The 17,671-nt window shown below is 64.6% G+C and carries 19 protein-coding genes and 2 pseudogenes; 15 read left to right on the forward strand and 6 right to left on the reverse strand.

Annotated elements, in window-relative coordinates:
- Positions 1-2: 2 nt before the first annotated feature.
- The gene (locus CBP34_RS03880; RefSeq protein ID WP_094097356.1) at positions 3-506 is read right to left on the reverse strand and encodes a tRNA (cytidine(34)-2'-O)-methyltransferase; all 504 of its coding nucleotides are present in this window, start codon (positions 504-506) and stop codon (positions 3-5) included.
- A gap of 60 nt (positions 507-566) precedes the next feature.
- On the reverse strand, positions 567-1,289 hold the full coding sequence (locus CBP34_RS03885) for a ComF family protein (RefSeq protein ID WP_094097357.1): 723 nt from the start codon (positions 1,287-1,289) through the stop codon (positions 567-569).
- Positions 1,290-1,324: 35 nt separating this feature from the next.
- Here CBP34_RS03885 and CBP34_RS03890 point away from each other — a divergent pair, with 35 nt between their 5' ends.
- The 8 genes from CBP34_RS03890 (at position 1,325) to CBP34_RS03920 (ending at position 7,580) form a co-directional block, all read left to right on the forward strand.
- The gene (locus CBP34_RS03890; protein ID WP_094097358.1) at positions 1,325-2,227 is read left to right on the forward strand and encodes a class I SAM-dependent methyltransferase; all 903 of its coding nucleotides are present in this window, start codon (positions 1,325-1,327) and stop codon (positions 2,225-2,227) included.
- A gap of 112 nt (positions 2,228-2,339) precedes the next feature.
- The gene (locus CBP34_RS03895; RefSeq protein ID WP_086926699.1) at positions 2,340-2,801 is read left to right on the forward strand and encodes a DUF2244 domain-containing protein; all 462 of its coding nucleotides are present in this window, start codon (positions 2,340-2,342) and stop codon (positions 2,799-2,801) included.
- Between the two features lie 58 nt (positions 2,802-2,859).
- The gene (gene coxB, locus CBP34_RS03900) at positions 2,860-4,029 is read left to right on the forward strand and encodes a cytochrome c oxidase subunit II (RefSeq protein WP_086911480.1); all 1,170 of its coding nucleotides are present in this window, start codon (positions 2,860-2,862) and stop codon (positions 4,027-4,029) included.
- Between the two features lie 30 nt (positions 4,030-4,059).
- On the forward strand, positions 4,060-5,679 hold the full coding sequence (gene ctaD, locus CBP34_RS03905; protein WP_086911481.1) for a cytochrome c oxidase subunit I: 1,620 nt from the start codon (positions 4,060-4,062) through the stop codon (positions 5,677-5,679).
- Between the two features lie 11 nt (positions 5,680-5,690).
- Positions 5,691-5,801, forward strand: a complete 111-nt coding sequence (locus tag CBP34_RS19930) for a cytochrome oxidase small assembly protein (protein ID WP_210568180.1) — start codon at positions 5,691-5,693, stop codon at positions 5,799-5,801.
- Positions 5,802-5,811: 10 nt separating this feature from the next.
- Positions 5,812-6,429 (forward strand): cytochrome c oxidase assembly protein, encoded by a 618-nt coding sequence (locus tag CBP34_RS03910; protein ID WP_086911482.1) that lies wholly within the window; start codon positions 5,812-5,814, stop codon positions 6,427-6,429.
- Entirely contained in the window at positions 6,426-6,644 is a 219-nt protein-coding gene (locus CBP34_RS03915; protein WP_086911483.1) for a DUF2970 domain-containing protein, read from the forward strand. Before CBP34_RS03910 ends, CBP34_RS03915 begins: the two co-directional genes overlap by 4 nt.
- 54 nt (positions 6,645-6,698) lie before the next feature.
- Positions 6,699-7,580 carry a cytochrome c oxidase subunit 3 gene (locus CBP34_RS03920; protein ID WP_086911484.1) on the forward strand — a complete coding sequence of 294 codons (882 nt, stop codon included), beginning with the start codon at positions 6,699-6,701 and terminating at the stop codon, positions 7,578-7,580.
- 63 nt (positions 7,581-7,643) lie between these two features.
- On the opposite strand, the gene CBP34_RS03925 is transcribed toward CBP34_RS03920, so the two are convergent.
- Complete coding sequence (locus CBP34_RS03925) at positions 7,644-7,865, reverse strand: twin transmembrane helix small protein (RefSeq protein WP_086926701.1); 222 nt, start codon at positions 7,863-7,865, stop codon at positions 7,644-7,646.
- A gap of 15 nt (positions 7,866-7,880) precedes the next feature.
- On the opposite strand from CBP34_RS03925, the gene CBP34_RS03930 reads away from it, so the two are divergent.
- The 5 genes and pseudogenes from CBP34_RS03930 to CBP34_RS03950 all read left to right on the forward strand — a co-directional run bounded on the left by CBP34_RS03930 (position 7,881) and on the right by CBP34_RS03950 (position 12,032).
- Positions 7,881-8,657, forward strand: coding sequence for an SURF1 family protein (locus tag CBP34_RS03930; RefSeq protein WP_094097359.1), 777 nt, complete (start codon positions 7,881-7,883; stop codon positions 8,655-8,657).
- A complete protein-coding gene (locus CBP34_RS03935; protein WP_094097360.1) occupies positions 8,599-9,345 on the forward strand; it encodes a hypothetical protein in 747 nt (248 codons plus the stop codon). The genes CBP34_RS03930 and CBP34_RS03935 overlap by 59 nt, the downstream gene beginning before the upstream one ends.
- Positions 9,342-10,522: pseudogene (locus tag CBP34_RS03940) on the forward strand (COX15/CtaA family protein). Before CBP34_RS03935 ends, CBP34_RS03940 begins: the two are co-directional and overlap by 4 nt.
- Entirely contained in the window at positions 10,519-11,415 is an 897-nt protein-coding gene (cyoE, locus tag CBP34_RS03945) for a heme o synthase (protein WP_086911489.1), read from the forward strand. The pseudogene CBP34_RS03940 and the gene cyoE overlap by 4 nt, the downstream one beginning before the upstream one ends.
- 5 nt (positions 11,416-11,420) lie before the next feature.
- Positions 11,421-12,032, forward strand: a complete 612-nt coding sequence (locus CBP34_RS03950) for an SCO family protein (RefSeq protein WP_167372722.1) — start codon at positions 11,421-11,423, stop codon at positions 12,030-12,032.
- A 46-nt stretch (positions 12,033-12,078) separates the two neighbouring features.
- On the opposite strand, the gene CBP34_RS03955 is transcribed toward CBP34_RS03950, so the two are convergent.
- Positions 12,079-13,083 carry a Bug family tripartite tricarboxylate transporter substrate binding protein gene (locus CBP34_RS03955; protein WP_094097361.1) on the reverse strand — a complete coding sequence of 335 codons (1,005 nt, stop codon included), beginning with the start codon at positions 13,081-13,083 and terminating at the stop codon, positions 12,079-12,081.
- A 131-nt stretch (positions 13,084-13,214) separates the two neighbouring features.
- A complete protein-coding gene (gene rpoH, locus CBP34_RS03960; RefSeq protein ID WP_086911491.1) occupies positions 13,215-14,156 on the reverse strand; it encodes an RNA polymerase sigma factor RpoH in 942 nt (313 codons plus the stop codon).
- Positions 14,157-14,385: 229 nt separating this feature from the next.
- On the opposite strand from rpoH, the gene cutA reads away from it, so the two are divergent.
- Positions 14,386-14,751 carry a divalent-cation tolerance protein CutA gene (gene cutA, locus CBP34_RS03965; RefSeq protein WP_094097362.1) on the forward strand — a complete coding sequence of 122 codons (366 nt, stop codon included), beginning with the start codon at positions 14,386-14,388 and terminating at the stop codon, positions 14,749-14,751.
- 80 nt (positions 14,752-14,831) lie between these two features.
- Here cutA and ftsY read toward each other — a convergent pair whose 3' ends face one another.
- Positions 14,832-16,175, reverse strand: a complete 1,344-nt coding sequence (gene ftsY, locus CBP34_RS03970; protein WP_094097363.1) for a signal recognition particle-docking protein FtsY — start codon at positions 16,173-16,175, stop codon at positions 14,832-14,834.
- A gap of 28 nt (positions 16,176-16,203) precedes the next feature.
- On the opposite strand from ftsY, the pseudogene CBP34_RS03975 reads away from it, so the two are divergent.
- Positions 16,204-17,660, forward strand: a pseudogene (locus CBP34_RS03975) (M16 family metallopeptidase).
- Positions 17,661-17,671: the final 11 nt, after the last annotated feature.

A 17,671-nucleotide genomic window follows, 5' to 3' on the forward strand; every position in this document is an offset into this window, starting at 1 on the left:
CGTCAGAGCAACTGCTCCGCCGGGGTCGCGGCGGCCACGCCGGGCATGCCAAAACTGTTCTGGCGCCAAGCCTCAAAGACGGTGACGGCCACCGCGTTGGACAGGTTCAGGCTGCGTTGCCCGGCCACCATGGGCAGGCGTACGCGCTGCGCGGGCGGGAAGGTTTCGCGCAACTCGGGGGGAAGACCCCGCGTCTCCGCCCCGAAAATCAGCCAGTCGCCGGGGAGAAAGCAGGTGTCGTAGACGCTGTGGCTGCCGTGCGTGGTCAGGGCAAACATGCGCGTCGGATCGGGCTGAGCGGTGCGTAGAAAGGCCGTCCATCCCGGATGCCGTTGCACCTGCGTGTATTCGTGATAGTCCAGCCCGGCGCGGCGCATCAGCCGGTCTTCCATGGAGAAACCCAGCGGCTCGATCAGGTGCAGCGTGCAGCCCGTGTTGGCCGCCAGGCGAATCACGTTGCCGGTGTTGGGCGGTATCTCGGGTTCGACCAGAACGATTTGGAACATGGCGCGTATTGTCGTGCGGGCATCCGGACCTGTGCAGCGCCGTCGTAAACAAAGGTTTCTTCAGTTCAATTCGGTGCGAGCCACCACTATGGCCGTGATATGCGCGGCACCGGCCTCGCGCAGTGCCTGGGCTGCGGCATTCAGCGTGGCGCCGGTGGTCATGACATCGTCCACCACAACGATGCGTTGCCCCCGCACGGAGGCGGCGCGGTGCGGCTCGATGGCAAACGCGCTCTGCAGGTTGCGCAGGCGCTGGCTGCGGGGCAGGCCACTTTGCGCCTCGGTGGCGCGCAGCCGCAGCAGCAGGGTGGCGTCCATCTTGGGGCCGGCGATGTGGCGGGCCAGCAGGGCGGCCTGGTTGAAACCGCGCTGCTGGAGCCGTTCACGCGAAAGCGGCACCGGAAGCACGCGGTCGGCGGCGTCCAGCGCCGGTTCCACCCAGGGCGTGCTGCGCAGCAGCGTGGCCAGCGCCTTGGCCCAGCCGGGATCGCTGCGGAACTTGAATTCGGCGATGGCTCCGGCCCATGGGTAACCGTAGTCCACCGCCGCAAAGCAGGCGTCCAGGCCAGGCGGCTCGCGCAGGCAGGCGCCGCATTCCGAGACGCCTTCAGGCACCACCAAGGCGCAGCGCGTGCAGCGCGCGCGGGGTTGCGCAAAACGGGCGGCGCAGCCGTCGCAGACGCGCCGGGCCGGCCAGGCGTGGCACACGGCACACTGGCTCGGCAGGCGGTCGACCAGCGCACCGATGCGCCGTGATGTCCCTGCCAGCATCTTGTAAAGCATTCCATCAATATACTTGCCCGCCCTTCTTTGCAGCTATGTCCACCGAGCATCCTCCCACCATCGATCCCGTTGCTGCCGCCCGCTGGCACGCCGCAGCACCTGCCCAATCGCCCTGGCTGCATGAAGAGGTGGCCCGGCGCATGGACGACCGCCTGCAGTGGATTCGCCACGTTCCCGCAGCCTGGTGCCACTGGGACGCGGTGCGCGGCGGGCTGCAAGGCCACGCCCTGGTCAGTGCCCGTTATCCCCAGGCGCTTTGTCAGGTGACGGAAACATCTCCGCACTGTTTGCCGGTGGCGATGCAGGCGCTGACCCGGCCATGGTGGAGCCCGGCGCGGTGGAGTGCAGGGCGCCCGCGGTTCGGCTTGCCGGAGGACGGGAGCGTGCAGATGCTCTGGGCCAACATGGCACTGCACATGGCGAGCGACCCCCAGGCCCTCATCGCCCAATGGCATCGCGCGCTGGCGGTGGATGGTTATCTGATGTTCTCGTGCCTTGGGCCCGACACCGTGAAAGAACTGCACGCGGTGTATGCAGCGCTCGGCTGGCCACCCGCAGGGCAGTCCTTTACCGACATGCACGACTGGGGCGACATGCTGGTGCACGCAGGTTTTGCCGAGCCCGTGATGGACATGGAGCGCATCCGGCTGACCTTTGCCACGCCGCAGCGCCTGCTGCAGGAACTGGCGGAGCTGGGGTGCAATCTGCATCCCCAGCGCTTCCCGGCGTTGCGCGGACGCCACTGGCGCAGCCGCCTTCACGAAGTTTTACAGGACAAGCTGGGTGATCCGGAACACGATGGACAACTGGCGCTAACGTTCGAAATCATCTATGGCCACGCTTACAAGCCCAAGCCCAGAGTGCGGGTGAGCGCCAGCAGCGCGGTTTCCCTGCAAGACATGCGCGCAATGTTGCGAGAAGGCGGCGACAGGAGCTGAGTCGTAACGTCTTGTCAATGACGTGGGACAAGGAGCGCTACAATTCCCGACGATTGAGAGTTGGGTACCTTCGCACTGCATCAGTGCAGTGGTCGTTTGCAAGGCTTTTGCGTTGACTAGTCTGATTTTTCGCTTTGCCACGGTGTCGGGCCAGCGTATTGACTGGCAGCTGGCCCGTAATGGCTCGGTTGCATACGCGCGGATGGGGTTGTGCGCCTTGTCTTTGGCAATGGCCCTTCTTTTCTGGATGACTGGCGGCCGGTGGGACATGCCTTTTGCCTGGCTGGTCATCGTCGCCGTGGGATTGGGATTCGCCAGGTACGGGCGCCATGCGGCGGATGGCGAGAGGATTTCGCTACAAGGGTCGCGCCTGGTGGTGGAGAGGGAGACGGCAGGCAGGCTGGAGCGCGCTGAATTTGACCGGAGCCGGGTTCGTGTTGAGCCCAAAACCGGACACCGGTCGCTGATCACGCTGTCTGCGCAGGGTCGCTCGGTGGAGGTGGGGCGCTTCGTGCGCCCCGAGCTTCGCCCGGCCCTGGCATCGGAGATTCGCAGGGCCTTGCGCGCTGCCTGACCCCGCGCAGGTGCGCCAAGTGATTGGTTAAATTGAGGCTTAGAAGTAAGTGAGAACTATGAAGAGCATTTCCAACAAGCTGGCTTCTCTGCTGCTGACTGCCGGTGCATGGGTGGGCACCGCGGCCCATGCCGTTCAAGACCTGCCCGGCGGCCCTGCGGTCAATCAGCTGAACCTGCATCCCCCGGTGACGAAGATTGCCGAAGAGCAGCATTTCCTGCACTGGATGATGCTGATCATCTGCACGGTGATCTTCATTGCGGTGTTTGCCGTGATGTTCTATTCGATCTGGAAGCACCGCAAATCCCGGGGTGCCAAGTCGGCCAATTTCCATGAGTCCGTAACGGTGGAAGTGGTCTGGACCATTATTCCTTTCATCATCGTGATCCTCATGGCCCTGCCGGCCACGAAAGTCCTGGTGGCCCAGAAAGACACCACCAACGCCGACCTGACCATCAAGGCCACCGGATACCAGTGGAAATGGGGCTACGACTACATCACCGGCGAAGGTGAGGGCCTGGCCTTCATCTCCACGCTCGACAGCAGCCACCGGGCCATGTCCGACAGTGGCAATGTCAGCGCGGCGCCTGCCAACTACCTGCTCCAGGTGGACAACCCGATGGTCGTTCCCGTCAACAAGAAGGTGCGCATCATCACCACCGCCAACGACGTGATCCACGCCTTCATGGTGCCGGCCTTCGGCATCAAGCAGGATGCGATTCCCGGCTTCGTGCGTGACACCTGGTTCCGTGCTGAGAAGGTGGGCGACTACTATGGTCAGTGTGCCGAGCTGTGCGGCAAGGAGCACGCCTACATGCCCATCCATGTGAAGGTGCTGTCGGCTGAGGATTACAGCCAGTGGGTGGGCGATCAAAAGAAGAAGGCCGCGGCCAAGCTCGACGATCCCGCCAAGGTGTGGGCGCTTGACGACATGCTCAAGCGCGGCGAAAAAGTCTATGCCGCCAACTGCGCAGCCTGTCACCAGGCCAACGGCAAGGGCGCGGGTGCTATCAAGCCGCTGGACGGTTCCGCCATCGTGCTCGATGCCGACCATGCCAAGCAGATCCAGGTGCTGCTCAAGGGCGTGAACAACGGTGCCATGCCCGCGTGGACGCAACTGAGCGACACCGACATCGCTGCCGTGGTCACCTATACCAAGAACAACTGGTCGAACAAGACGGGGCAGCTGGTGCAGCCCGCGGAAATTGTGGCCCAGCGTGGCAAGTAATTACCGCCCCAAAGCATTGAGGAATTCAAAATGAGCGCAGTTCTCGACAGTCACGGGCACGCACACGACAGCCACGACCACCATGCACCAACGGGGTGGCGCCGTTGGGTGTATGCCACCAACCACAAGGACATCGGTACGCTGTATCTGCTGTTCGCGTTCACCATGCTGATGATCGGCGGCGTTCTGGCGCTGCTGATCCGTGCCGAGCTGTTCCAGCCCGGCCTGCAACTGGTGAACCCCGAGCTGTTCAACCAGCTCACCACCATGCACGGACTGATCATGGTGTTCGGCGCCATCATGCCGGCCTTCGTGGGTTTTGCGAACTGGATGATTCCGCTGCAGATCGGCGCGTCCGACATGGCTTTTGCGCGCATGAACAACTTCAGCTTCTGGCTGATGATCCCTGCCGCGCTGATGCTGGTGAGCTCGTTCTTCATGCCTGGTGGCGCACCCGCTGCCGGCTGGACGCTGTATGCGCCGTTGACGCTGCAGATGGGCCCCTCGATGGATGCCGGCATTTTTGCCATGCACATTCTGGGTGCGAGCTCCATCATGGGATCGATCAATATCATCGTGACCATCCTCAACATGCGCGCCCCCGGCATGACGCTGATGAAGATGCCGATGTTCGCCTGGACCTGGCTCATCACGGCCTATCTGCTGATCGCCGTGATGCCTGTGCTGGCTGGCGCCATCACCATGACGCTGACGGACCGGCACTTCGGCACCAGTTTCTTCAACCCCGCCGGTGGCGGTGACCCGGTGATGTACCAGCACATCTTCTGGTTCTTCGGTCACCCCGAGGTGTACATCATGATCTTGCCGGCCTTCGGCATCATCAGCCAGATCGTGCCCGCCTTTGCGCGCAAGAAGCTGTTTGGCTACGCCTCCATGGTGTATGCGACCTCGTCGATTGCCATCCTGTCGTTCATCGTGTGGGCCCACCACATGTTCACGACGGGCATGCCGGTGACCGGCCAGCTGTTCTTCATGTACGCCACCATGCTGATTTCCGTGCCCACGGCCGTGAAGATCTTCAACTGGGTGGCCACCATGTGGCGCGGTTCCATGACGTTTGAAACCCCCATGCTTTTTGCCGTGGGCTTCATCTTTGTGTTCACCATGGGGGGGTTCACCGGCCTGATCCTGGCCATGGCCCCGATCGATATCCAGTTGCAGGATACCTATTACGTGGTGGCTCACTTCCACTACGTGCTGGTGGCCGGTTCGCTGTTCTCCATGTTTGCCGGCGTCTATTACTGGCTGCCCAAGTGGACCGGCGTGATGTATTCGGAAACGCGTGGACAGATCCATTTCTGGACGTCGCTGATCTTCTTCAACATCACCTTCTTCCCGATGCACTTCCTGGGTCTGGCCGGCATGCCCCGTCGCTACGCCGACTACCCCATGCAGTTTGCTGACTTCAATGCGATTGCGTCGGTTGGCGCCTTGGGTTTTGGCTTGGCACAGGTGTACTTCTTCCTGGCCGTGGTGGTTCCGGCCATGCGCGGCAAGGGCGTAAAGGCTCCCGCCAAGCCCTGGGATGGTGCCGAAGGCCTGGAGTGGGAAGTTCCCTCGCCAGCCCCGTTCCATACCTTTGAAAATCCACCCAAGCTGGATGCCACGGCAACCCGCGTGATTGGTTGAATGCCATGCCCATGACCCCCGAACAAAAGAAGAGCAACCTGCGGATGGCGCTGATCTTGGCGTCCGTGGCTGCCGTTTTCTTCGTCGGGTTCATGGTCAAAGTCGTTCTGCTGTCCCGCTGAGCACCGCGCCATGAGCATTCACCGCGAAAACGCCAAGATGGTGGGCAAGCTGGCCGTGATAGCGGCGGGCATGTTTGCCTTCGGCTACGCGCTGATTCCGATCTACAAGCACATCTGCGAACTGACCGGCATCAACATCCTGTCGCTTTCCGAGCGCCAGGTGCCGGGCAACGGGGTTGCCGGCAAGGATGTGAAGGTGCCTGCCAACACGCAGGTGGACACGAGCCGAACCATCACGGTTGAGTTCGACGCCAATGCGCGGGGCCCCTGGGATTTCAAGCCGGCGCAGCGCTCGGTCAAGGTGCATCCCGGTGAACTGACTACGGTGATGTACGAATTCCAGAACGTGCAAAACCGCCGCATGGCCGCGCAGGCGATCCCCAGCTACGCACCGCGGCAGGCGGCTGCGCACTTCAACAAGCTGGAGTGCTTCTGCTTCAACCAGTACATCCTGGAGCCCGGCGAGAAGAAGCAATGGCCTGTAGCCTTCGTGATTGACCCGCGGCTGTCCAAGGACGTGACCACCATCACGCTGTCTTACACCTTTTTCGAGGTGGGCGGAAAAACGCCCCCGGCGCCTGAGTCAACGGCTGCCGTATCTCTTGCGCCGGTGAAGGAGGGGTCATGAGTTCCGTCAATCCATCCGATTCTGTTGCGCCGCGCAAGGGGTCCCTGCTGCGCACGGTGCGTGCGGTCGCCTGGTCACTGATTGGCCTGCGCAAAGGCAGCGAATACCAGCAAGACCTGGAGAAGATCAATCCCCTGCACATCATCGTGGTGGGGTTGCTGGCCATTTTTTTGCTGGTGCTGTCGCTGATTGCGGTGGTGAACTGGGTGGTCTGATCAATCCCCTGCATGCCAACCCAATAACAAAGATTTTGAGATTCAGGAGCTGAAATGAGTGCATCAACCCACGGCGCAACCCCTTACTACTATGTGCCCGCCGAGTCGCGCCACCCTGTGATGGCGGCCGCAGGCCTGTTTTTTGTGATTCTGGGCGCTGCCCAGTGGATCAATGGCCACGACTGGGGCAAGTATTCCCTGGCCCTGGGCATGGTGTGGTGGCTGTTTGTGCTGTACCAGTGGTTCCGTGATGCGGCGCGTGAAAGCGAAGGGGGACTCTACGGTCACAAGATCGACCTGTCCTACCGCTGGAGCATGAGCTGGTTCATCTTTTCCGAGGTGATGCTCTTCGGCGCCTTCTTCACGGCCCTGTGGTGGGCGCGCGCACACTCGGTGCCGGCCTTGGGCAGTCTTGACAATGCCATGCTGTGGCCCGATTTCAAGGCGGTGTGGCCCAGCGTTGCCGCAGGTGCCACGGCGTCCCCTGCCGGCATCGTGGAGCCCTTCCAGACCGTGGGCCCCTTCTGGCTGCCGACGATCAACACGGCGCTGCTGCTGAGTTCGGGCGTGACGCTGACGATCGCCCACCATGCGCTGCGTGAAAACCACCGCGGCAAGACGATTGCCTTCATGTGGGCCACCGTGCTGCTGGGCTTTGTCTTCCTGTGCGTGCAGGGCTACGAGTATTTCCACCTGTATACCGACCTGAACCTCAAGCTCAGCTCGGGCGTGTTTGGTTCCACGTTCTTCATGCTGACGGGTTTCCACGGCTTTCACGTGTTCCTGGGCATGGTGATGCTGCTGGTCATTACCTTGCGCCTGCAAAAGGGCCACTTCACCGCCGACAAGCATTTCGGCTTTGAGGGTGCCGCCTGGTACTGGCACTTTGTGGATGTGGTGTGGCTCGGCCTGTACATCCTGGTGTACTGGATGTAAGACGGCCCTGCAGAAGAAAAAAAGCGCCGCAAGGCGCTTTTTTTGTTGCAATGCAGCGGTGTCTTATCGCGTGGCGGGCAAGCCCGTGGGCTGGATATATCCCAGTTGCCATGCGACCAGGATGCAGATGAACAGAACGATCGAGATCCCCACCCGAAATGCCAGCGCCTTGGCCATGTTGCTGCCCTTGGCCTTGTCGTTGCGTCCGTTACGCATCATGAAAAAGAGGGCGGAGGCCAGGCTGGCGAGAATGGCAAGAAACGCCACAGCGACAAGATATTTCATGGAGCACATTATCCCGTGACATCTGCCCAACCTGCCTGGGGCCTGCGCTTCTGGCTGATCACACTGGCTGCCGTGGCCAGCATCCTTGTCACCGCCTCACTGGGGCGTTGGCAGCTGTCGCGTGCCGCGCAAAAGCAGGCCCTGCAGTCGCTGCTGGACCAGCGGGCAGCGTTGCCGCCACTCGACAACCGCCAGCTGCGCGGGCAGGCGCTGGCTGACGCCACCAGTGCGCAGGACCTGACGCATCGCGCGGTGCGGCTGCAAGGGCGCTGGCTGACGCAGTACACGGTGTACCTGGACAACCGGCAGATGCAGGGCCGGCCGGGTTTTTTTGTGCTCACGCCGTTGCGGCTGGAGGATGGCGACGACGCGGTGGTGCTGGTCCAGCGCGGCTGGGTTCCCCGCAACTTCCAGGACCGCAAATTGCTGCCCCCGGTGGAGACGGACCCCGGTGTGGTGCAGATTGCCGGCCGCATCGCACCGCCGCCGTCGCGCCTGTATGAGTTTGACAGTGCCGATGGTTCGCTGGGGTCTTCCCGCATCCGGCAAAATCTCGACCTTGCAGCTTTTGGTACCGACACGGGGCTGGCATTGATGAACCTGTCGGTGCTGCAGACCGGGCCCGCCAGCGAGGGCCTGCAACGGGACTGGCCCGTGATCGGCGCCGGCGTCGACAAACACTACGGTTACGCATTTCAATGGTTCGGGCTCAGCAGCCTGATTGCACTTCTCTATGTCTGGTTCCAACTCGTCCGACGCTTCCTTCGCCCGCGCCCCCGGTCACTCGACTGAGGCGCCGGGGGACCATCCCCTGGGCCTTACGGTGCACAACCTGCCCGAGGCCGGCAGCGCCGTGGCCCATGCCCAGAACGCCCGCCATGGGCGCTGGAAGATGCTGGCAGTACTGCTGGTCTGCGCAGCCCCGGTGATCGCCTCGTATTTCACCTATTACGTGGTGCGACCCGACGGTCGCCGCAATTACGGTGAACTGATCCAGCCGCAACGCCCTGTGCCCGATCTGGCCACCGCCGCACTCGATGGTGCGACGGGCCAGCTGCCGGCACTCAAAGGCCAGTGGCTGCTGGTGAGCGTGGCAGGCGGGGCGTGCGAAGCCCTGTGCCAGCAGCACCTGTATCTTCAGCGGCAACTGCGCGAAAGCACAGGCAAGGAGAAAGACCGTGTGGACTGGGTCTGGCTGGTGACCGATGCAGCCCCTGTGCCGGCGGACATGGCTCAGGCCCTGCAGAAGGCCACGGTGCTGCGGGTCGATGGCGCAGCGCTTGCGCAGTGGATCGAGCCCGCTGCGGGCCATACGCTGGCTGAGCACCTCTATCTGGTGGACCCCATGGGCAACTGGATGATGCGTTTTCCTGCCGGCATGGATGCCGCCGGGGCCGCCAAGGCCAAGCGCGACCTGGAGCGGCTGCTGCGCGCTTCGTCATCGTGGGATGAGGCCGGACGGCCAGGGCAGCCCGGATGATGGATACCCAACCGCTCTACGACCTGGCGCCGTTGGTGCAGTTGATGCTGTTGGGCATCATGATCGCGCTCGGGCCCCTGGCCTGGGTAGCCTGGCGCGCCCGCGGCGGCGTCCCGGGGCGCCGCCTGCAGGCGCTGACGGTGCTGACCCTGTTCCTGACCTTTGATCTGGTGCTGTTCGGTGCCTTCACCCGGCTGACAGATTCCGGCCTCGGCTGCCCCGACTGGCCAGGTTGCTATGGCAGCGCCAGCCCGGTCGGCGCGCGGGCCGAAATCGCGGCAGCGCAGGATGCCATGCCCACCGGCCCTGTGACGCATGGCAAGGCCTGGGTCGAAATGATCCACCGCTACCTTGCCACGGGCGTCGGCGTGCTCATCATCGTGCTCACCGTGGCCACCTGGGTGCAGTGGCGGCAAGCCCAACGCGGCACCGGCGCTGCCCCGGCCGTGAGCCCGTGGTGGCCCACCTTCACCCTGGTCTGGGTCTGCCTGCAGGGCGCGTTTGGTGCCCTCACGGTGACCATGAAACTGTTCCCCGCCATCGTCACGCTGCATCTGATCGGCGGCCTGGTGCTGCTCGTGCTGCTGTGCGTGCAGGCCGTGCGCCACACCCAGGCGGTGCGGGGCGTGCCGCCCGCCGAGCTGGCCGTGCCACTGCGCCGGGGCGTTGCCATCGCTGGTGCGCTGGTGGCACTGCAGATCGTGCTGGGCGGCTGGGTCAGCACCAATTACGCCGTGCTGGCGTGCACGACCTTTCCCACCTGCCAGGGCAGCTGGTGGCCCGTGATGGACTTTGCCCAGGGGTTTGAATTGTGGCGGCCGCTCGGGCTGCTGCAGGACGGCAGCCACATCAGTTTTGCCGGCCTGACCGCCATCCACTACGCGCACCGCCTGATGGCTTACGCCGTGCTGCTGGCGCTGGCCTGGCTGGCGTGGCGCCTGCACCGGGCCGATGCCCTGCGTGTGCAGGCGCGATGGCTTGCGGGCCTGGCGCTGCTGCAACTGGCCACCGGCCTGAGCAACGTGGTGCTGGGCTGGCCCCTGCTGGCAGCGGTGCTGCACACGGGGGCGCTGCCGCTCTGGTGGTGGTGCTGACCTGGACGGCATCGTCCAGCCGCCCCGCCCTGGCACCCCATGGGTCTTTTGCACCATCCCGCGCACCGAGAGTTTCCGCATGAGTGTTGCCTCCACCCTTCCAGCGCCATCGCGCTTTTCGCAGTTCTACGCGCTGACCAAGCCGCGCGTGGTGCAGCTCATCGTTTTCTGCGCGCTGATCGGCATGGTGCTGGCCGTGCCGGGCCTGCCCACGCTGGCGCAACTGGGGCAGATGGCGCTGGCCAGTGCCGGCGTGTGGCTGGTGGCGGGCGCTGCCGCAGCCTTCAACTGCATCGTCGAGCAGGGCATTGATGCCAAGATGAAGCGCACGTCCTGGCGGCCCACGGCCAAGGGCGAGCTGTCCAACACGCAGACGCTGCTGTTCTCGGCCCTGTTGTGTGCGGCCGGCTCCGCCTTGCTTTATGTCTGGGTCAACCCGCTGACCATGTGGCTCACGTTCGCCACCTTCGTGGGCTACGCCGTCGTCTACACCGTCATCCTCAAGCCGCTGACGCCGCAGAACATCGTGATCGGCGGTGCCTCGGGCGCCATGCCCCCCGTGCTGGGCTGGGCCGCCATGACCGGTGAAGTGGGCCCCGAGGCGCTGATCCTGTTCCTGATCATCTTCCTGTGGACGCCACCGCATTTCTGGGCGCTGGCGCTGTACCGGGTGGAGGACTACCGCAAGTCGGGCCTGCCCATGCTGCCGGTCACGCATGGCAACGAGTTCACGCGCCTGCAGGTTTTTCTGTACACGCTGATCCTCTTTGCGGGCTGCCTGATGCCGTTCATCTATGGCATGAGTTCGTGGATCTATCTGGCAGCGGCCGTGCTGCTGAGCGCCGGGTTCTGCGGCTATGGTTTTGCGCTGTGGCGCAATTACTCCGACGCCCTGGCACGCAAGACTTTCCGTTTTTCCCTCATTCACCTGAGCGTGCTGTTTGCTGCGCTGCTGGTGGACCACTATGCGCTGTGAAACCCATGCAGAAAAGAAACGCTCTTAAATTAATAGCTGTTAGCGCTTTATCCATAGGCGCTAGCGCCATATTGGGTGCTTGCTCTGGTAAAAAGACCGAATTTCGCGGGGTGGACATCACCGGGGCCGACTATGCCCGCGATATTCCGCTGACCGACCACAACGGCCAAAAGCGTAGCCTGCAGGACTTTCGTGGCAAGGTGGTGGTGGTGTTCTTTGGCTACACCCAATGCCCCGACGTGTGCCCCACCTCCATGCAGGAACTGGCCGAGGTCAAGCAGATGCTGGGCAAGGACGGCGACCGCCTGCAGGGCATCTTCGTCACCGTCGACCCCGAGCGCGACACGCCCGAGGTGCTCAAGGCCTACATGGCCAACTTTGACCCCAGCTTTTTGGCGCTGTCGGGCACCCCCGAGCAGATCGCCGCCGTGGCCAAGGATTTCAAGATCTACTTCAAGAAGGTCGATGGCAAGACCCCCACCAGCTACACCATGGACCATTCGGCGGGCAGCTACGTGTATGACATGGCAGGCCGTTTGCGTGTGTACAACCGCTATGGCAGCGGCGCGCAGGCCCTGGGCGCCGATGTGCGGGCACTGCTGCAGGAAGCGGGCTGAGGCGCGCAGCGCGGGGCTGCGGCCCTAACTTTCCTGCATTGGCCCCTTATTCGGCTTTGATCTTTTGTGAATTGATCACCGCGCCCAGCACGCGCGTATCGGTCTGGATGCGCTTGGCCAGTCCCTCGGCGGTCGTGCCCGTCACCTGCCAGCCTTGTTGAAACAGCTTGTCGCGCACCTCGGGGTTGCGGGCGATTTCGCTGAACAGCGCCGACAGGCGCGCCACTACGGGCTTGGGCAGCGACCGGGGCGCGGCCACCGCGTTCCAGATTTCGAGGTTGAAGTCTTTCACGCCCGCCTCGGCCAGGCTGGGGACTTCGGGCACCAGGGTGCTGCGTCCGCTGGAGGTGACGCCCAGCACGCGCAGCTTGCCCGCGCGGGCCTGCGCTGCCGCCATGGCCGGAGGCAACAGGGCCAGCTGGATCTGGCCGCCGATGATGGCGTTGATGACCTGCGGATTGCCCGGATACGGCACATGCACCGGGTGGATGCCGGCCTTGGCTTTGAGCAGTTCCATGCCGATGTGCGCCACCGTGCCCACACCCGGCGTGCCATAGCTCCAGCGGTCGCCGCTGGCGCGTGCGGCGGCTAAGAACTCGTTTGCGGTTGCCCCCGGCGCGTTGGCAGGGGCCGCCAGGGCCAGCGGGGCCGTGGCGATCAGGCTGATGGGGCTCAGGTCCTTGAGCGGGTCGTAATTGATCTTGGGGTTGATGAGTTTGGCAATCGTCAGGTTGCCATTGATCATGATGCCCAGGGTGTGGTCGTCGGTGGCGTTGGCCACGGCGTCGGCGGCAATGTTGCCACCCGCACCCACCTTGTTTTCCACAATCACCGGTTGCCCCAGGGCTTTGGCCAGTGGCTCGGCCAGGGTGCGCGCCACCAGGTCGGGTGACGACCCACCCGGAAAACCCACCACGAGCTTCACCGGCTTGCTCGGCCAGCCCGGTGTTGCTTGGGGCAAGGGGGCTGCGTTGGATTGGGCAAGGGCAGGGCCGGACGCGGCGGCGAGGGCCAGCACCAGTGCAGCGCGACGCAGGGGGGATGGGGTCATCAGAAACTTCTCCGGTCTGGGCGGGTGCTCGAAGCATTGCGGGCACCCAAAAAAAAAGCGCGCAACCGCAGTTGCGCGCTGAATTATCCCTGCCGCCCGCGCTTGTGTATGCACTCGCGAGCGGGCACCGCTCAGGCGTAGTCGGCCAAGGCGGTTTTCATTTTCTTCATGGCGGCCACCTCGATCTGGCGAATGCGCTCGGCGCTCACGCCATAGACAGCGGCCAGGTCGTGCAGCGTCATGCCGCCGCTGCCATCGTCGTTCACCTTGAGCCAGCGCTCTTCCACGATGCGGCGGCTGCGCTCGTCCAGGCTGGCCAGCGCCGTGGCAATGCCATCGGTCGCCAGTTCATCGCGCTGGCGCGACTCGATCATTGCGGTGGGCTCGTGCGAGGCATCGGCCAGGTAGGCAATGGGGCCAAAGGCCTGCTCGCCATCGTCCGATGGGGCGGGGTCGAGCAGCACATCACCGCCCGCCATGCGGGTTTCCATCTCGATGACTTCTTCGCGCTTGACGTTCAGTTGCGCCGCGACCGAGTCGATTTCGTGGTCAGAGAGGGTGTCTCGGTGCGTGCCGGCATCGGCTGCCGCCGCATCGGCCTTGAAACCCTGCTTCATGGACCGCAGATTGAAGAACAGCTTGCGCTGCGCCTTGGTGGTGGCCACCTTCACCATGCGCCAGTTCTTCAGGATGTATTCGTGGATCTCGGCCTTGATCCAGTGCATGGCGTAGCTCACCAGGCGCACGCCCTGGTCGGGGTCGAAACGCTTGACGGCCTTCATCAGGCCTACGTTGCCTTCCTGGATCAGGTCACCATGGGGCAGGCCGTAGCCAAGGTACTGGCGCGCGATCGATACCACGAGGCGCAGGTGCGACATCACCAGCCGGCCGGCGGCATCCACATCGTTGTTGTCGCGCAGCTGGCGGGCATAGGTCTGCTCTTCCTCATGGGTGAGCAGGGGCAAGCGGTTGACGGCCGAGATATAGGCGTCCAGGTTGCCCAAGGGGGGCACCAGCGCCCAAGGGTTGGCGGGTGCCAAAGTCGTCGTTGCGGTTCCAGATGGAAGTTTCATTCCGGGAATCCTTTCCTCTAAGCCTTCATGTTAGCACTCCGTTGGAGGGAGTGCTAAGCCCGGAGTTCCCGTCCGGTTGTTCCGAAGTGCGTTGTTTCAAAAATATGATTCAAAATGTCACTTTATGCAATGCCATCAAGCGCTATAAGCTATTTATAAGTGAGCGAATAACGCCCTGTTTACACTGCCTTGAGTCCCTTTGGCAGGCAGGAGTTCCAAGGAGTCGCCTATGGCAGAACAGATCGATGCCCAGGCACTGAACATGGTCACCACCACCGTGGCCAGCGCGGCGGATGCGCGCCGGCTGGCGCAGGCCATTGTGCAGGCGCGGCTGGCGGCCTGCGTGCAGGTGGAAGTCATCACCTCGCATTACCACTGGCAGGGCGCCTTGCAGGAGGAGCAGGAATGGCGGCTGGTGTGCAAGACCCTGCCGCGCGCCACCGGGGCCTTGCTGGCGCTGCTGGAGTCGCTGCACCCTTACACCGTGCCACAACTGGTGGTGCAGACCCTGCAGGCCACGCCGGCCTATGTGCGCTGGGTGCACGGCGAGGTGACCACCGGGGACGGGGTTGCGCACGCGGCAGGCGGCGGGTGAAGCGCGGAAAACCGCAAGGGCTCCTTGACCCCGGTGCCGCCCGCTCGTTTCGGGGCGGGTGGCATGCACGGGCGTGGGCCTCAGGTCAGCAGGGCCTGCGCAAATTCGCGGGCGTTGAAGGTTTCCAGGTCTTCGAGCTTTTCGCCCACGCCGATGAAATACACCGGAATGGGCCGTTCCTGCGCAATGGCCGCCAGCACCCCGCCCTTGGCCGTGCCGTCGAGCTTGGTCACGATCAGGCCGGTGAGCTGCAGCGCGTCATCAAACGAGCGCACCTGGGCCAGCGCGTTCTGGCCGGTGTTGCCGTCAATCACCAGCAGCACCTCGTGCGGGGCAGTGGCATCGGCCTTGGTGACCACGCGGCGGATCTTCTTCAGCTCTTCCATCAGGTGCAACTGCGTCGGCAGGCGGCCCGCCGTGTCCACCAGCACCACATCCTTGCCGCGCGCCTTGCCGGCGGTGACGGCGTCAAAGCTCACGGCGGCGGGGTCGCCGCCTTCCTGGCTGACGATTTCGACCGTATTGCGATCGGCCCAGACGCCGAGCTGTTCGCGCGCCGCAGCACGAAAGGTGTCCGCCGCGGCCAGCAGCACGCTGGCCCCTTCGTTGGCCAGGTGCCGGGTGAGTTTGCCGATCGAGGTGGTCTTGCCCGCGCCATTGACGCCCGCCACCATGATCACGGTGGGTGTGTGCTCGCCGATGACCAGGGCCTTCTCCAGTGGCCGCAGCAGGTCGGCCAGTGCATCGGCCAGCAGCCCTTTGACGGCGGCGGGATCGGTGGTCTTGGTTTCCTTGACGCGGCGCTTGAGGTCGGTCAGCAGCCACTGCGTGGCCTTGACGCCGGTGTCGGCTAGCAGCAGGGCCTCTTCCAGCTCTTCATACAGCGCATCGTCGATCTGGGTTCCGGTGAACACGGTGGCGATGCTCGAGCCCGTCTTGCGCAGGCCCGCCTTGAGGCGGTTGAGCCAGCCGGTGCGTTCAGCAGGCGTGGGCGGTTCTGCTGCCGGTGACGGTGACGGTGACGGGGCCGCCGGCAAGGGCGGTGCGGTTACGGCGATGGGCTTGGCCGCGACCACCACCACCGGCGGCGCGGGCGTCGGCTCAGGCGCAGACACCGGCACGGTGGCCGGTGGCGGCGCACCTAACGGGCTGGCTTGCGGCGCGGGCACGGGCGGCTTGGCAGCGAAGGGGTTGCGCAGCCAGCCCAAGCCTCCGCTGGCCGCCGGTGGGGCCATGGGGGCCGCTGGGGGCGCGGTGGTAGAGGCGGGCTCGGGCCATGGCGCCGGCGCGGCAGCAGCCTGCTGCGCGGGCGCTATGGCCGCCGGTGGCGCGGACGGAACATCCGGCACAGCAGGGGTTGCAGGCGCAGCCGCAGCGGGCTGCGCGGGCGTGGGGGCGGGTTTTTTCTTGAAAAAACTGAACATTGGCAGGTACTTAGAATCACTCCATTCTATGAAACGTGCTTTCACCCTCCTGGGCCTGCTGGCCTGCCTGAGTGCCGGGGCGCAAACCCCTGCTTCCACCACCCTGTCCACAACCGCTTCAGCCAGCCCGTCGACGGCCCTGCCTGCACAGGCGGCCACCGCATCGGGGCGCAGCAATTCACGCTGTCCAACGGCATGCAGCTCATCGTGCAGCCCGACCGGCGCGCGCCCACGGCCATGCACATGGTGTGGCTGCGCGTGGGTTCCATGGACGAGGTCGATGGCACCTCGGGCGTGGCCCATGTGCTCGAACACATGATGTTCAAGGGCAGCAAGACCGTGCCGCCGGGCGAGTTTTCGCGCCGCGTGGCGGCCTTGGGTGGCCAGGAGAACGCCTTCACCAGCCGCGACTACACCGGCTACTACCAGCAGATTCCGGCCAACCGGCTCGAAGACGTGATGCGCCTGGAGGCCGACCGGTTTGCGCACAACCAGTGGCCCGACGCCGAGTTCAAGAAAGAAATCGAGGTCGTCAAGGAAGAGCGCCGCATGCGCACCGAAGACCAGCCCCGTGCCGTGCTGGCCGAGCAGCTTTTTGCCGCCACCTACCTGGCCTCGCCCTACCGCCGCCCGGTGGTGGGCTGGATGAGCGACCTCGATGCCATGACGCCCGATGATGTGCGCAATTTCCACCGCCAGTGGTATGTGCCCGGCAACGCGGCGGTGGTGGTGGCCGGCGATGTGGATGTGGCCCAGGTCCGCAAGCTGGCCGAAAAATACTATGGCCGCCTGCCGGCCCGCGCCGTGCCTGCGCGCAAACCGCGCGCCGAACCCGCCCAGCAGGGCCTGCGCCGCATTGCCGTCAAGGCACCGGCCGAGCAGGCCTATGTGGCCCTGGCGTTTCGCGTGCCCAGCATGGACCGGGTCGAGAAACTCACCGACGGCGATCGCGATGCCCTGGCGTTGATGGTGCTGTCGGCCGTGCTCAGTGGCTACGACGGTGCACGCCTGGAGCGCGCCCTGAGCCAGGGCCCGCAGCGCGTGGCCGACAGTGCCGGCAGCTCGGCCATGGTGACGGGGCGTGGCCCCAGCCTGTTCCTGCTCAGCGGCGTGCCCGCCGAAGGCAAGACGGCGCAGCAGGTCGAGGAAGCCCTGCGCGCCGAAGTGGCCCGCGTGGCCCGCGAGGGCGTGAGCGAGGCCGAGTTGTCGCGCGTCAAGACCCAGTGGATTGCCTCCACCGTGTACCAGCGCGACTCGGTGCACGGTCAGGCCCAGGACCTGGGCAGCAACTGGGTGCAGGGCCTGCCGCTGGATGCGGAAGAGCGCCTGCTGGCCCTGCTGCGCACCGTGACGCCCGAGCAGGTGCAGCAGGTGGCGGCCCGGTATTTTGGCGACGACCAGCTCACGGTGGCCACGCTGCTGCCGCAGCCGCTCGATGCCAAGCCCGCACGCCCCGCGCCGGCCGCCGGCGCCACGCGCCACTGAATCCGCACCGT

Source organism: Acidovorax carolinensis (assembly GCF_002157145.1).
Lineage (GTDB): Bacteria > Pseudomonadota > Gammaproteobacteria > Burkholderiales > Burkholderiaceae_C > Acidovorax > Acidovorax carolinensis.